14 protein-coding genes and 1 tRNA gene are annotated in these 13,255 nt (G+C 48.8%); 12 read left to right on the forward strand and 3 right to left on the reverse strand.

Going from position 1 to position 13,255, the window contains the following annotated elements; all coding sequences use genetic code 11:
* The first annotated feature begins 32 nt into the window (after positions 1 to 32).
* Together ACZ44I_RS04710 and ACZ44I_RS04715 are read left to right on the forward strand one after the other, a co-directional pair.
* Positions 33 to 464 (forward strand): FKBP-type peptidyl-prolyl cis-trans isomerase, encoded by a 432-nt coding sequence (locus ACZ44I_RS04710; RefSeq protein ID WP_464548287.1) that lies wholly within the window; start codon positions 33 to 35, stop codon positions 462 to 464.
* A gap of 235 nt (positions 465 to 699) precedes the next feature.
* Positions 700 to 2,502 (forward strand): IS1634 family transposase, encoded by a 1,803-nt coding sequence (locus ACZ44I_RS04715; protein WP_464548285.1) that lies wholly within the window; start codon positions 700 to 702, stop codon positions 2,500 to 2,502.
* Positions 2,503 to 2,711: 209 nt separating this feature from the next.
* Here ACZ44I_RS04715 and ACZ44I_RS04720 read toward each other — a convergent pair whose 3' ends face one another.
* Complete coding sequence (locus tag ACZ44I_RS04720) at positions 2,712 to 3,236, reverse strand: hypothetical protein (protein WP_464548283.1); 525 nt, start codon at positions 3,234 to 3,236, stop codon at positions 2,712 to 2,714.
* Positions 3,237 to 3,325: 89 nt separating this feature from the next.
* Between ACZ44I_RS04720 and ACZ44I_RS04725 the strand changes: the two genes are divergently transcribed.
* Together ACZ44I_RS04725 and ACZ44I_RS04730 are read left to right on the forward strand one after the other, a co-directional pair.
* Positions 3,326 to 3,826 carry a hypothetical protein gene (locus ACZ44I_RS04725; protein ID WP_464548281.1) on the forward strand — a complete coding sequence of 167 codons (501 nt, stop codon included), beginning with the start codon at positions 3,326 to 3,328 and terminating at the stop codon, positions 3,824 to 3,826.
* A 14-nt stretch (positions 3,827 to 3,840) separates the two neighbouring features.
* The gene (locus tag ACZ44I_RS04730) at positions 3,841 to 4,146 is read left to right on the forward strand and encodes a DUF3467 domain-containing protein (protein WP_464548279.1); all 306 of its coding nucleotides are present in this window, start codon (positions 3,841 to 3,843) and stop codon (positions 4,144 to 4,146) included.
* Positions 4,147 to 4,421: 275 nt separating this feature from the next.
* Here the strand turns inward: ACZ44I_RS04730 and ACZ44I_RS04735 are convergent, their stop codons facing one another.
* Together ACZ44I_RS04735 and ACZ44I_RS04740 are read right to left on the reverse strand one after the other, a co-directional pair.
* Positions 4,422 to 5,612 (reverse strand): bifunctional 5,6,7,8-tetrahydromethanopterin hydro-lyase/3-hexulose-6-phosphate synthase, encoded by a 1,191-nt coding sequence (locus ACZ44I_RS04735; protein WP_464548277.1) that lies wholly within the window; start codon positions 5,610 to 5,612, stop codon positions 4,422 to 4,424.
* A 76-nt stretch (positions 5,613 to 5,688) separates the two neighbouring features.
* A tRNA-Trp gene (locus ACZ44I_RS04740) sits at positions 5,689 to 5,864 on the reverse strand.
* Positions 5,865 to 5,959: 95 nt separating this feature from the next.
* Between ACZ44I_RS04740 and ACZ44I_RS04745 the strand changes: the two genes are divergently transcribed.
* From ACZ44I_RS04745 to ACZ44I_RS04780, 8 genes are all read left to right on the forward strand, one after another.
* Entirely contained in the window at positions 5,960 to 7,660 is a 1,701-nt protein-coding gene (locus tag ACZ44I_RS04745; protein ID WP_464548275.1) for an AMP-binding protein, read from the forward strand.
* Between the two features lie 282 nt (positions 7,661 to 7,942).
* Complete coding sequence (locus ACZ44I_RS04750; protein WP_464548273.1) at positions 7,943 to 8,887, forward strand: aldolase; 945 nt, start codon at positions 7,943 to 7,945, stop codon at positions 8,885 to 8,887.
* 69 nt (positions 8,888 to 8,956) lie between these two features.
* Positions 8,957 to 9,424: a hypothetical protein gene (locus ACZ44I_RS04755; RefSeq protein WP_464548271.1), complete on the forward strand. Its 468-nt coding sequence runs from the start codon at positions 8,957 to 8,959 to the stop codon at positions 9,422 to 9,424.
* A 42-nt stretch (positions 9,425 to 9,466) separates the two neighbouring features.
* On the forward strand, positions 9,467 to 9,664 hold the full coding sequence (locus ACZ44I_RS04760) for a hypothetical protein (protein ID WP_464548269.1): 198 nt from the start codon (positions 9,467 to 9,469) through the stop codon (positions 9,662 to 9,664).
* 20 nt (positions 9,665 to 9,684) lie between these two features.
* A complete protein-coding gene (locus ACZ44I_RS04765) occupies positions 9,685 to 10,206 on the forward strand; it encodes a hypothetical protein (RefSeq protein ID WP_464548268.1) in 522 nt (173 codons plus the stop codon).
* A 5-nt stretch (positions 10,207 to 10,211) separates the two neighbouring features.
* A complete protein-coding gene (locus ACZ44I_RS04770) occupies positions 10,212 to 10,799 on the forward strand; it encodes a hypothetical protein (protein WP_464548266.1) in 588 nt (195 codons plus the stop codon).
* Between the two features lie 267 nt (positions 10,800 to 11,066).
* Positions 11,067 to 12,851 carry an aldehyde ferredoxin oxidoreductase family protein gene (locus tag ACZ44I_RS04775; RefSeq protein WP_464548264.1) on the forward strand — a complete coding sequence of 595 codons (1,785 nt, stop codon included), beginning with the start codon at positions 11,067 to 11,069 and terminating at the stop codon, positions 12,849 to 12,851.
* 117 nt (positions 12,852 to 12,968) lie between these two features.
* On the forward strand, positions 12,969 to 13,250 hold the full coding sequence (locus ACZ44I_RS04780; protein WP_464548262.1) for a ubiquitin-like small modifier protein 1: 282 nt from the start codon (positions 12,969 to 12,971) through the stop codon (positions 13,248 to 13,250).
* Positions 13,251 to 13,255: the final 5 nt, after the last annotated feature.

Genomic DNA, 13,255 nt, shown 5'->3' on the forward strand with positions numbered 1-13,255 from the left:
TACTTATAATATCGACCCACACGCCTTCAGGTATGACAGCAGCAGCAATTGGTGACGTAGTTTCAGTCCACTACACCGGCACGCTCGAAGATGGCGAGGTCTTTGACTCGTCACTTGAACGTGAACCGCTGGAGTTTGAAGTTGGCGCAGGACAGGTAATCCCCGGTTTTGACCTGGGTGTTCTGGGAATGGTTGCCGGCGGGTCCCGGCGGATTGAGATCCCGGCAGCAGAGGCCTATGGCGAGCGGAACGAAGAGATGGTCTTCCCGGTGCCAAAGGATCAGTTCCCGCCGGATATCACTCCGGGTGTCGGAGACCGTTTCCAGGTGCAGGTCGGCGAAGACCAGATCATCGAGGTGGAGATTACCGAGATCACCGATGATGCGGTGATGCTTGATGCAAACCACCCGCTTGCCGGAAAGACGCTCGTCTTTGAAGTGACACTTGTTGAGATTAAAGAGTGAAGTGAGGGGGCTACCTCTCTTACTTTTCATTTTGAATTTTATTAAAAATTATAAATGTCTCTTACACTATCCAAACAAAAGAACTTTACAGGTTTGAATATATCTTGAATTGCACAATCCGCACCCCATCCACAATTCACATTTAATTATATTTTCATTTAATAATGTACCAACTAGTACAACTATTATCCAACATAATGATTAACTATAAATTCATCCTCATTCTATATCCTTCATGCCAAAACAGAGGGAGAAGAATGGCCTGACCAAAATGGATCGCCTCTACCCGAAAACCAAAATGAGTGTCACCAATCCGATCAAAGAGCTTAGTGATCTGGTGGATCGTATACCGGAATCACCCTCTCCAACACAGATAACCCCATTCATTGCCTTGGTTGTTCGATCAATCCTCGATAAAATCGGGTTTGTTGATCTGGTAAACGAAACGGTATCCTGGGATCCCAATCAATGTTCAATCAGCCCGGGAAACCGAGCACTCGCCCTTGTCCTGCTACCGTTTCTCTCCACCAAACAACGTGTTGCACTGGTTCATGTGAGCCAGCAGCTCGAAGATATCGACACAGAACTGATCTTTGGTTCGGCCATACCTGCCACATCGTTCACTGACGATTGTCTCGGAAGGTTCCTTGACAAGTTCGCAGAAGCATGTCCCTCAAACTTCTTTCAACAGCTCTCTCTCCGGGCCTATGCCACCTATGACATCCCACAATCACTGTTCCTCCATAGCGATGTCACATCACATGAGGTCTGTGGCGAGTATGATCTCGATGAAACACCAGATGCTCATGGTCCAACAATCTGTTTTGGCCTCAACAAAACCGGTCGAAAGGATCGCAGGATCTTTCAGACAGGAGTCGTCTCAGATGGCAATGGACTGATCCGGTATTGCAGAACCATGAATGGAAATCATGCAGACTCCGTCTGGAATCTGGAAGCGCTCACCGTTCTACAGGAGATCTTCGGGGAAGAGTTCAGAAACCATACCTATATTGCAGACTCCAAACTCCTCAACCGTCCCAATCTGGAGGTTTTAAACCGGCAGGGATCTGAAGTGCGGTTTATATCGCATATTCCAGCGAATTTTGCAGGGAAACTTGCTGAACGATACCGATCGATTGCCCGTGAACGGAATCAATGGACAGACCTTGGTCAATGTTGCACCGAGGAGGAGGCAGGGAAGCGGGCAACCTACCGTTCACAGCGATTTCAGGTTGAAATCTATGGATTGCCCTATACAGTTGTCGTCTATGAAACATCAGCAGCAGATGAGCGGGTGCAGAGCCAGATCGAGACGGATAGAACTGATTTGGAGAAGTTGATCAAGGAGAAGAAGTTCAAAACTCCATTTGCCTGTGAACCTGATGCACTGAGGGCAATTGAAGAACTGCACGAACAGTCCCGAAAACTGCTTGTAAAACCAGTGCTCGAGATCGAATCCGAGACAAAACAACGATGGCCACGGGGACGGAGGGGAGAGAAGACGAAACCTCTTGAAGAGTGGACGGTCTACCATGTCCGGGTGAAGGAGATCTGTGTGCACGATGAACGCGTGAGAAAATTCAGAGAGAAGAAGGAAACATTCGCTCTCCTGACAAATCATCACGAATCGGATATGGATGACAGGTCCGTGCTCCGGCATTACAAACAGCAGCACATTGTCGAGAATATTTTCCGGACAATGAAATGGTCGGTTATGGCAGACCGGATCTATCTGAATAACCCAAAACGGATCGATGCCATGATGACGATCCTGTATGTTTCGTATCTTGTGATGGGGATTCTGCAGATGGTTGCACGGATGAATATCAGGAACCTGCCGGAGCCGCCCAGGATCTATATCGATAATAAACCCCTGAAATCTCCAACCGCGGCTTTTCTGATACATTCTCTCGGCTTATTCAATATTCTCACCGAAGATGGAAACCGCCAGATCACAGGTGTTACTGAACGCAACAGGTATCGTCTTTCGGTTCTGCTCTATCTGATTGGCATGGGTTCAGAGGAAGGAGTATCCTGATTACTTCCTGAGTACATCCTAATCGCTCCCGGTGATGCACACGACGATAGCTGACGGCATGGATGTTCTGCAGGGTTGAAAAGAGGCAGAAGTCATCAGGACGGTGAGAGTGAGTGTTTATCTTGCCGGGAGAGAGATGAGAAGGGATCGAATGTCGGACTAATTGACTCTTTTTAGCCTTTAGGGGATTCTAATTCAGCTCTTTTGCCTCAGAGGGTGCGGATTCTGAATTGAATATCTTCAAATTCTTCAATGACCCAATCATTTGCCATCGTCATTACTAGACCTTTGAATACACCGCCTCCTGTTTCCAGTAGTTGTTTTTCAGTGTATACTCCAACATAATTTGCATTTAAAATGCCTATTTCACGAAGAGTACAAATTCGCTCTAACTCCATTGAAACTGACTGTATTAAATTCGGAGGTTCTGATTCCTTTCTCATGCATAAAATAAAAATATGGATGTCACTCTCATTGATAAGTTGAATACTTAAATTTCTATTAATTATTGGAGTATCAATTTGACGCTCCTCTTCGGATCGTTCGTCAAGATCCTCAGATATTCTAGCTTGTGTATAACCTGATTTGCGTAAATAATCTCTTAATTGGATTAAATCATCTTTTCGAGAATTATAAAATGAACCAAAAATTCCAATACGAATAGATTTCTTAAATGAATCCAACAATGCGAGTCTCAGATTTCTATCTGATTTCGCATGAGGGGTATTGGGCATAATTACTAGTAATTGTCTCGTTGCTTTTAAATAATTATAATGTTAATTATGGGTAGTTAGGTTTTCCTAACCTGAAGGGTGTATTGAATATGAACGAGGAAATCATTAATGAATATTTAATTCGTGTGCCTGTTGAGATACGCGAGTCAATAATGGAATTAAATAATAATAATAAATGGGCTGTTTATATTGCCCTGACTCTTGAGGGAAAAAAATATTTTAATGAAATAAAAAACCAATTTGGCGCTAATCCAAACACAATTGATACTATTCTAAAGTCATTAATTGCTGGTGGGTTAGTAACAAGGAAAGTAGAACGATTGAGTGATATTGGGTTCAAGGAAAGGAGTTATTATCAGACGACCAAACTTGGATTAAAATTAATGGATGCTTTATACGAGGCTATTTTGCCACCAGCATCAATGCAATTTAGCGTTACGCTAAAACAAGAATGTGAGGACGATGGTTGGATAAAATCTGATACTTTAGATGCACCTCTGTATGACGATTCCTATTTACAATCAAATGAAATAATTACTTTATTAGACCAGACTCAACTACCAAACTTGATACAACCAGTGGAAGTTTAATTGGAGTGAAGATAATGGATGAAGATAAAAAAAATAAAATAGAAGAGAAAGTATCTCAAGGTCAACGTAAATTAACATTTATTCAATTTATTCCTGGTGAAAACCCCATTGCTCCAGATATTGATGTGGTTCGGTATTCCAATCAAGTGCTGATCAATGTGTCTGAAAACGATGTGATGTTAGATTTTTTAGAACTCCCTGGAATAATCAGGGATGAAAAAATGTGTGTTAGGGGTACTAGGATATATCTGACACATGATAAAGCAAAAAACTTTTATGATGTGTTAGGAAAATTATTGGAAAAGAATAATCCAAAATAATATTTTTTAATATTGATTTATATATTATATCTGGCGCGCATCAAAATTAAAAAATCTCTATTCGAATATATGTTTTGATAGCCTCTCCTTAACTTCATAACTTGTACACTTATCTGTCTGTGTCGTCTCTTGGTGAGATCAAGCACGCATTAATGGTTTTAATCAAAATAGGGCACATTTATGTAGTTAAAAACTCTCAGAATGTGGGTGGAGGACTTTAGCACATAATATGAAAAAGATGGATGTTCTCTGCACTTCAGATAAAAAATGGAAATTTAAAAGTCCGTCATGATACGGAACTGGTCGATCTCTTCTGAATTAATCTCTTCGAGGAACTCTTCTGCCGCATGCTGGATATTCTTGCTTGCGGTGATGGCACGGCCGACGACGAGGATGTCCGCTCCGGAGGCGAGTGCCTTCTTTGCCACATTCACCCGGATGCCGCCTGCGGTTGCCACAAGGACCTTTCCGCCTGCTGCCTTCTTGATGGCGGGGATGTCGCCCCAGGCATAGTCGCTTCCTTCTGCATCGATTGCACGGTGCATCTCAACGACATGCGGGAGTGCATTGATCTTGGCAAGCGCCTTTACAAGGTTTAACGGTGATTCGACATTCAGCATATCGACGACTGCATAGATGCCGGTCTTCCGTGCTTCGAGGACTGCCTTCTCGATGGTCGAGATCGGGGCAAGGCCGGAGATGACGACTGCATCAGCAGATGCATTTGCGCACATCCGGGTCTCGAGGTTCCCGGTGTCGAGTGTCTTTAAGTCCGCGATGATGAAGGCGTTTGGCCTCATCTTCCTGATCTCGCCGATGACCGAGAGGCCGAACTGCTTGATCAGCGGGGTGCCCGCCTCGATGATGAGGTGGTCGTTCTGCGGAAGTTCTGTTAAGACACGTTCGACCTGCTTCATGTCGACGAGATCCATGGCAACCTGGAGGTATGGGGGGTTCCAGAGCCGCTGGACCTTGAAGCCCATGACGCCGTGTGCTGCACGGTCCTTCTCGTGGAGGATCGTCTTCTCGTCAGGGAAGGATTCGAATGCCCGTGAGAGTGAGAGTTTCATGGCCCCGTAATTGTACCGGTAGATCCGGTTGTAGTCTTCTGCATCCGGTGCGAGGTAGACACTGGCAATGATGACGATGTCATCAATATTGATACCATTAAAGAGCCCTTCTTCGAGGCAGTCTGCAACGGCCTTTGCCACTGCTGCCTGAACAGGCCCAAACATCTCTTTTACCTGCTCGCCCTTCTTCAGGGTCACCTTCGGGATGATGACGGTTGCTGGTTTTGTCAGGAGGTTTGGCCTGATCACTGCAAGCAGCGGGGTGTGTCCGGCCGAGAGCTGTGAGAGTGCATTTGCAAATGCGGACCCCACCGGCCCGTTCTTGTCTCCTACTAACAGGTCGATGTGCGCGAGTTCCGGCCCATCGCCAACTAAAGCTTCACCTATTGAATACATACAAAAGTTCCTGCCTTGCTCATAACTATGGATCGAAGATCTATAAAATAAAGAGCGTTTTCAGAAGAATGAAAGGTGGGGTCGGTGAGATTTGAACTCACGATCGACGGGTCTCTCCGACAAGCGTATGAGCGGATACATCAGCATCAGCGCTCCAACGGGTCATCATCTCAATCAATCAGCAGACCCGATTGTTCATCATACGCCAAGACCGCTGGAGCCCGTCGCCATACCGGACTAGGCCACGACCCCGATCCTGTCTTGTAATAATGGCTGTATCGTAATTTATATGTTACGAACTCATATTTCGATATCTTTTTTCCTCTTGAGCCGGTACGTCTTAAGGAATGGTGGAAGGCAGCTATACATGCGGGGTCTCTAAGATACCCCTGCGAGGAGAGACGATTGGCGCAATGCTCAATCAGATTGCGGCAAAATACCCGGATACCGAAGCTCTCGTCTCGGTTCATCAGGGGATCAGGTATACGTACAGGGAATTCCTCGAAGAGGTTGAGGTTGTTGCCCGCGGCCTGATGGCCCTTGGGGTGGAGCGCGGGAACCGCGTTGCGATCTGGTCGCTCAATTATGCGGAATGGGTGGTTGTCCAGTTCGCAACCGCCAAGATCGGCGCAATCATGGTGAACATCAACCCGGCATACCGGACCTATGAGCTTGAGTATGCCCTGAAACAGTCCGAGGTGCAGACCCTGATCATCCAGGGGCAGTTCAAGACCTCAGATTACATCGGGATGTTCTATGAGGCATGCCCTGAGGCGGCATCGTCGCGGCCGGGCCGGATCAATTCAGATACCTTCCCGTATCTGAAGAATGTGATCTTCCTCGGAGATGAGCCAAAGGATGGTATGTTCCTCTGGAAGGAGATTCATGAGATGGCAGAGGGTATCTCGCCCGGAGAGCTGAAGGAGCGGGAAGAGGTGCTTGAGTTTGATGATCCGATCAATATCCAGTACACTTCAGGGACAACCGGGTACCCGAAAGGTGTCGTCCTCTCCCATCACAGCATCTTAAATAACGGGTTTGTGATCGGGGAGGGGATGCGGTTTTCCGAGAAGGACCGGCTCTGTATCCCGGTGCCGTTCTACCACTGTTTTGGGATGGTGCTCTCAAATCTCGCCTGTGTCACCCATGGCTCGACGATGGTGCTCCCGGCCCCGGTCTTCAATGCCGAGGCGGTGCTGAAGGCTGTCCAGGATGAGCGGTGCACCGCTCTCCACGGTGTTCCGACGATGTTCATCGCGGAACTCTCACTCCCTGACTTTGATTCATACAAGCTCGATTCCCTCCGTACCGGGATCATGGCCGGCTCACCCTGCCCGATCGAGGTGATGAAGGAGGTGAATACCCGGATGCATATGTCCGAGATCGTCATCGTCTATGGTCAGACCGAGACCTCGCCCGGTGTGACGATGTCCACCGTTGAGGATCCCCTGGAACGGAGGGTCTCGACGGTCGGCCGGGTGATGCCCCATACCGAGCTGAAGATTGTCGATCCGCAGACCCGGCGGCTTGTTCCCCGCGGTGAGCCGGGGGAGATCTGTGCACGCGGCTATATGGTGATGAAGTGCTATTATAATAATCCAAGCGCTACCCACTCCACGATCGATCCGAATGGCTGGAATCATACCGGGGATCTCGGCGTGATGGATGAGGAGGGTTATATCCGGATCGTCGGCCGCCTGAAGGAGATGGTGATCCGGGGCGGCGAGAATATCTATCCCCGAGAGATTGAGGAGTTCCTCCACCACCACCCAAAGATTGCCGATGCCTACATCATCGGTGTTCCTGATATCAAATACGGTGAGGAATTGATGGCATGGGTGAAGGTCGAGAATGGCGAAACCCTCACAGAAGAGGATATCCGTGCCTTCTGCAAGGGAAAAATTGCCCATTACAAGGTGCCGAAGTACTACAAGTTCGTCGACAGCTTCCCGATGACGATCTCAGGCAAGATCCAGAAGTTCAAGATGCGGCAGCAGGCCGTTGAGGAACTCGGCCTCCAGGATGCCGAGAAGGTTGAGACGGCCTGAGGCTGATCTCTTCATCTCTCCTCCCACCTCTCTTCAGATTGTATATTCCCTAAAAGATTCTGTTCTTAATGACCCTTTCATGCTTTTCTGCCTTTAATGTATGCTAATATTCCGGGTAGGGTGTATCCTCTCCTGCTCTCTCACTCCTGGTATTCCTGAGTGTCTCCCCTACATTCTGCATCTTGTTTTTTAGGGGATGAATGACTGGGAATCTTAGTGAATAGTTTCTGTTCCCTTGCCGTGGGGGAGATTCATATCAATTGAGGGCTCAACTACCTCATCATGGGGTATGATATTGTTCTGATTGATTCGGCTGAGAAGGATTCTTTGTTAGCTGCTGTGAACCATTCAAAGCTCTATGAAGTCCGGTCTGAGATCTATGGCTGCTGTATCAAGCTGCTCACCGATTCCAATCTCGTGCGGCTTCGGTTTTCAGAGAACTTCTTCTTTGCATCGCAGTCGATCCGATCGCACGGGCGGCTCTTTGTCCTGCATAATGCGGCATTTCCCGAAAATGCGGTGCGGTACGATCCCGCCTCAAAGACTGCATTCCTCTTCAATATGACCTATTACGGGTGGATCAAGTCAATAGCTCTTGCACTGGCAGGGGATATCCTTGAGGACGGCCATGGGATCGCCTCCTGCCATGGCGCCTGCCTTGATCGCAGGGGAGAAGGGTTTGCAATTGTGGGAACCTCCGGTGCCGGGAAGACGACCCAGACGTACGGTCTCCTCCTCGACCCGGCGGTCCGGGCGATTGCAGATGACTGGTTCTTCTTTCGGATCTTCGGTGATGAGGCGCTTGCGTACTCGAGTGAGAAGAACTTCTATATCCGATCTGATCTCGCCGCTGCCTGGCCCGAGTTTGCCCCGCTCCTGGAACGGTCCGACTATGATTCTGAGGGCCGGGCGGTTGTGGATCTCCGGTGGGCGATTGGAAAAGGTCGGATCTTTCCACTGACTACACTCAGGCGTATCCTTGTGCTGACACCAGATGCCGAGGGTGTCAGGCGGCTCTCTACCGAAGAGGCACTGAACCTGCTTGAGACGAACTCCTATTTCAATCCCCACCTGCTGGTAAAGAGCGGGTACAAGGCAGAGCTTCGGCAGCAGTATTACCGACAGCTCCTCGAACGGGTGGAGGTGCTGCTTGTCGGGAGGAAGGGAACGCCTGCCGAGACGCTGGCGGTGCTTGAGGAGATTATCGAAGGGAAATATACTGTTTGATAATTGGGACAGAACGTATAATAGAGATCAAATCAAGGCTTTAGTATATGATCTCTACGAGGGATGCAGATGCCTGATTCCAATCAGGTTGCTCCCGTTGATGGAAGAGGAGAAACACAGGATCCGGAAAGGAGGGTTGCTCTCCTTTATGGAGGTTTCCTCGTTGGATTTCTGGTGCTGGTTCTGATCCTCTTCAATACGATCTTTACTTTTCATGGTCCTTACGCGGTAATCTCGCCCGGATCGTTTGTCCAATGGCTTTTATTAGGTACTATTCCGTTTATTGTCGGATTCTTCGGCATTCTAAACATGAGGCGGGAGGATATCTTTGGCCGCCCGGTCTATAATGAAACACTCCTGAAGAGCAGTTTTTACGGCTATCTCATCTGGTCTGTCTTCCTGGCAGGAACGTTTCTTCTCCAGCTGGATTTTGGCTGGTTGATGGAGGGCGTAATCCCAAACATTCTCGGTTTTATCCTGATCTTCTGTATTTACGGACTCTGGAGATTAAAGGATTCACAGGGGAGGAAAGAATAATGGAGATCTTTCGCATGCAGGCAGGTATATCCGGGGTGTTCCATGGATCGTAAGCGTCTGATCATGTTTCTCAAAATCCTGGCATTTTTGTTGATCCTGGGAGTGATTTATATTCTCATTGGGATTTGGGAGGAAGGTGCAAAGCGGGGATTTGCGGGGATGTTTTTTTATGTGGGTGTCCTGTTTGGCATGGCTGGCATGTACATGGCAATGAAGCTTGAATCAAACCTGAAGTCCTGAGCATATTTTTGGAGAACTCTATGTCATCAAAAACCATATTCAACACTATTATCCGCTCTTTTGAGCAGATTGAACAGAAACCGCTCCGGGATGATCTCCTCCTGTACTTCGGGATTGTGATCCTTGTCTACTGCGCATCATTTTTTTTGATGCTTCATGAAGGAGGTGCCGGTGGCTTCCTCTTTCTTCTTCCATTCATTATTGTCCTTGCTAGCGGGCTTCTCACCGGGGCAGTTCTCCTGCTTGGAACGAGCCTTATCGAGCACTTCTTCCTGCTCTTTGTTGATGTCAGAAAAAGCTTTGAGATGACGATGAAAACCGCCGTCTATGCTCTTGCGGTTGTTTTCCCATTGGCCTGGGCAGCTCTTCTCATTCCAAATCTCCTCCTTGCCGTTCTTCTGATTGTCATATTTGTCCTGCTGACATTCTGTGGCATCCGGGTCTTCCATTCCCTCTCAATCGACCGGTCGGCCTTTGTCTCGCTTGCAACAGGGGCAGTCCTCCTCTTCTTCTCATACCGTTGGCTGATCGGACAGGGGTGATCGGGATGGCCTATCACATTCTTTTTGCACTCGCCGCGATTCTGCTCTCTCCGTTTCTGCTCTATCGGCTCTTCGGTATGGTTGTGCAGATTCGTTCCCGGCAGATTGTGTATGTAGCTGTTCTTCTTCTGGCATTCCTTGGAACAATTGGCGGTAGTCTTCTGGCAGATATCCAGTATCCACAGGGCCCGGCTGATATGGGGCTGACACTTGCCATCCTCGGATCATATGGACTGATCTCCGTAACGGCACTTCTTCTTCCCTATCTTCTCTTTTGGGAGCAGCTTTCCCGTAAGATCCGGTTGACTGCACTCTCCATCGGATCCGTTCTTCAGATCCCGCTCTTCTTTGCCTTCTTTGTCAATCCAGAAATCCGTGACGGGGGTCCCCTCCCGCTCTTTGCAGACCGGCTGCCGCTTCCGGGGATGCTCTTTGATGCCATTGCCGGGCTCCTTGGAACTGCCGGGGAAACCGGATATGGTATCTGGTTCACAATTGCCCTTTCAATTGGCCTTTTTATCCAGATGGCTCTCATATCGCTCTTTCTCTACTGGGGTGGGACGATTCTCATGGGGGAGAAGAGCCAGGATTGAGCGTGTCCAAAAAACCGGGTTCCCGGCTGGATCTCTCTGCCGTGTTCATCTACCTCTCTTAAGAGAATGGTTTTGATTTTTTATCTTACAATTCAGGCTCTTTTTGTTCACGAAGGGGTTAATTTCCCTTTCTCGCTGTCTGCCGTAACCAAAGAATATATTAGGTTGATTAACTTAACTCCCAAACGACGGTGCCCACGGGGTATCCGGAGGGTGGGCATACAAACCGAGTCAACATTCCCATCCTTTATACAGGAGGTATTTGTTATGACACAAAACGACGGTTATGCAGGAAAAATTGCCTGGGTCGATCTGACGAAAGGGACGATCGATATACGGGAGACGCCCACAGATCTCAAGAGAGATTATCTTGGCGGACGTGGATTTGGAACAAAGATCATCTCAGATGCAATGGATCCACTTGTTGATCCGCTCTCGCCTGAGAATATGTTCGTCCTGGCGGCCGGTCCGACGACCGGGATCAGTATCCCGTTATCAAGCAGGTATGAGGTCAGCACGAAATCTCCACTCAATAATACCCTGATGTCCGCAAACAGTGGCGGAACATTTGGCTGGAAGCTGATGAAGGCTGGCTTCGATGCTGTTGTTTTTGTTGGGCGATCACCAAAGCCGGTATATCTCTACTTAAACGAAGGGTCTGCAGAACTCAGGGATGCCTCCTCCTACTGGGGGAAGGATGTCGATGAGACGACAGATGCACTCCTATCGGATCTCGGCGATAAGATGGCCCGGGTTGCCTGTATCGGTCCGGCAGGGGAGAACCAGAGTCTTCTTGCCTGTCTGATGAATGATAAGAATCGTGCAGCCGGCAGGGGAGGGGCCGGAGCAGTACTTGGCTCCAAGAATCTCAAAGCCATTGTTGCCACCGGAAATATCAAGCTGAAAGCAGCAGATGAAGTCAGGTTAAAAGCTGTGAAGGAGCGGGTACAGGCAAAACTTGATGAAAATGGCATCTGCCAGGCACTCACTGCCTATGGAACTGCCGTCCTCGTCAACATCGTCAACGAGAACTATATCCTCCCGACGAAAAACTTCCAGAGCGCTCATTTCGAAAAAGCAGAGAATATCTCGGGTGAGCGGATGGCAGAGACCATCCTGAAGAAGAATGCCGGGTGTTTCGCATGCACGGTGAAGTGCGCCCGTGTCTGTGAAGTAGACGGGGTTTACGGCGAAGGGCCTGAGTATGAGCCGCTATGGGCGTTTGGAGCGAACCTGGGTATTGATGATCTCAAGGTTATTGCAAAGGCATCCTATGAATGCAACAAGCTCGGCCTTGATGCGATCGGTACCCCGACTTCAATTGCCTGTGCCATGGAGATGCGGGAGAAGGGCTATATCAAAGAGGGACCAAAATTTGGAGAGGCTGATGGTATTGTCGACCTGGTCAGGCAGATTGGTCTCCGGGAAGGCTTTGGAGCTGAACTGACTGATGGCTCATACCGGTTTGCCGAACGGCATGGCCATCCCGAGCTCTCAATGAGTGTCAAGAAACAGGATCTTCCGGCATATGATCCCCGTGGGCTGCAGGGGCATGGCCTCTCCTATGCGACATCAAACCGTGGAGGAGATCATGTCTATGGATATATGATCGCTCCCGAGGTGCTTGGCTCGCCGGAAAAACTCGATCCTTATGTCAATGAAGGCAAGGCCGCCTGGGTCAGGACTTTCCAGGATTTCACTGCTGCAATTGATGCATCGGGGATGTGCCTCTTCAGCTCCTTTGCACTTGATGCCACCGACTATGCCGAGCTGACTGCCGCCACAATGGGAATTGATCTCGATGCCGCCGGGTTCCTGAAGATCGGAGAGCGGATCTGGAATCTCCAGAAGCTCTTTAATATCAAAGTAGGCTACACAAAAGCAGATGATACCCTCCCCAAACGGCTGCTCACCGAACCGCTCCGGGAAGGCGGTCCGAAGGGCCGGGTATGGGAGCGTGAACCTCTCCTCAGCGAGTACTACAGTGTCCGGGGCTGGGATGCAGACGGTGTACCAACAGAGGAGAAGCTGCGTGAACTTGGCCTTGCATAATAATCCGGTATCTGCCCGGTTCCCTGTCTGGAGCTGAACCGGGGCAAACCCCCTCTGATGCATCGCCGGGTTTTGGGAAAGAGGAATATACAGAATATACAGGGAGATGGATTCAGCATGCAGATAACTGTCAAGGCATTTGCCACGCTCAGGAATATCATGGATTCAAAGTGTACAGAGGAGATACAGGAGAATTCAACCATCTCCGATCTCCTTACTATTCTTATGGAGAAGTACCCCGGTCTGTCTGATGAGATCTTTCATGATGATACGCGTGAGCTGAAAGATTTTGTGAATATACTGATCAATGGCCGGAATATCAGTTTTCTTGATGGCCTTGATACCAGACTCAAAAACGGCGATCTCGTCGTCCTCTTCCCCCCGGCTGGCGGAGGATAAGGGAG

It is taken from the genome of Methanocalculus pumilus, from assembly GCF_055382585.1.

What these genes read in the sequence shown, in the direction of transcription:
- ACZ44I_RS04710 (WP_464548287.1), top strand. Translation starts at nt 33, where the DNA reads ATGACAGCAGCAGCAATTGGTGACGTAGTTTCAGTCCACTACACCGGC.
- ACZ44I_RS04715 (WP_464548285.1), top strand. Translation starts at nt 700, where the DNA reads ATGCCAAAACAGAGGGAGAAGAATGGCCTGACCAAAATGGATCGCCTC.
- ACZ44I_RS04720 (WP_464548283.1), bottom strand. Translation starts at nt 3,236, where the DNA reads ATGCCCAATACCCCTCATGCGAAATCAGATAGAAATCTGAGACTCGCA.
- ACZ44I_RS04725 (WP_464548281.1), top strand. Translation starts at nt 3,326, where the DNA reads ATGAACGAGGAAATCATTAATGAATATTTAATTCGTGTGCCTGTTGAG.
- ACZ44I_RS04730 (WP_464548279.1), top strand. Translation starts at nt 3,841, where the DNA reads ATGGATGAAGATAAAAAAAATAAAATAGAAGAGAAAGTATCTCAAGGT.
- ACZ44I_RS04735 (WP_464548277.1), bottom strand. Translation starts at nt 5,612, where the DNA reads ATGTATTCAATAGGTGAAGCTTTAGTTGGCGATGGGCCGGAACTCGCG.
- ACZ44I_RS04745 (WP_464548275.1), top strand. Translation starts at nt 5,960, where the DNA reads ATGGTGGAAGGCAGCTATACATGCGGGGTCTCTAAGATACCCCTGCGA.
- ACZ44I_RS04750 (WP_464548273.1), top strand. Translation starts at nt 7,943, where the DNA reads ATGGGGTATGATATTGTTCTGATTGATTCGGCTGAGAAGGATTCTTTG.
- ACZ44I_RS04755 (WP_464548271.1), top strand. Translation starts at nt 8,957, where the DNA reads ATGCCTGATTCCAATCAGGTTGCTCCCGTTGATGGAAGAGGAGAAACA.
- ACZ44I_RS04760 (WP_464548269.1), top strand. Translation starts at nt 9,467, where the DNA reads ATGGATCGTAAGCGTCTGATCATGTTTCTCAAAATCCTGGCATTTTTG.
- ACZ44I_RS04765 (WP_464548268.1), top strand. Translation starts at nt 9,685, where the DNA reads ATGTCATCAAAAACCATATTCAACACTATTATCCGCTCTTTTGAGCAG.
- ACZ44I_RS04770 (WP_464548266.1), top strand. Translation starts at nt 10,212, where the DNA reads ATGGCCTATCACATTCTTTTTGCACTCGCCGCGATTCTGCTCTCTCCG.
- ACZ44I_RS04775 (WP_464548264.1), top strand. Translation starts at nt 11,067, where the DNA reads ATGACACAAAACGACGGTTATGCAGGAAAAATTGCCTGGGTCGATCTG.
- ACZ44I_RS04780 (WP_464548262.1), top strand. Translation starts at nt 12,969, where the DNA reads ATGCAGATAACTGTCAAGGCATTTGCCACGCTCAGGAATATCATGGAT.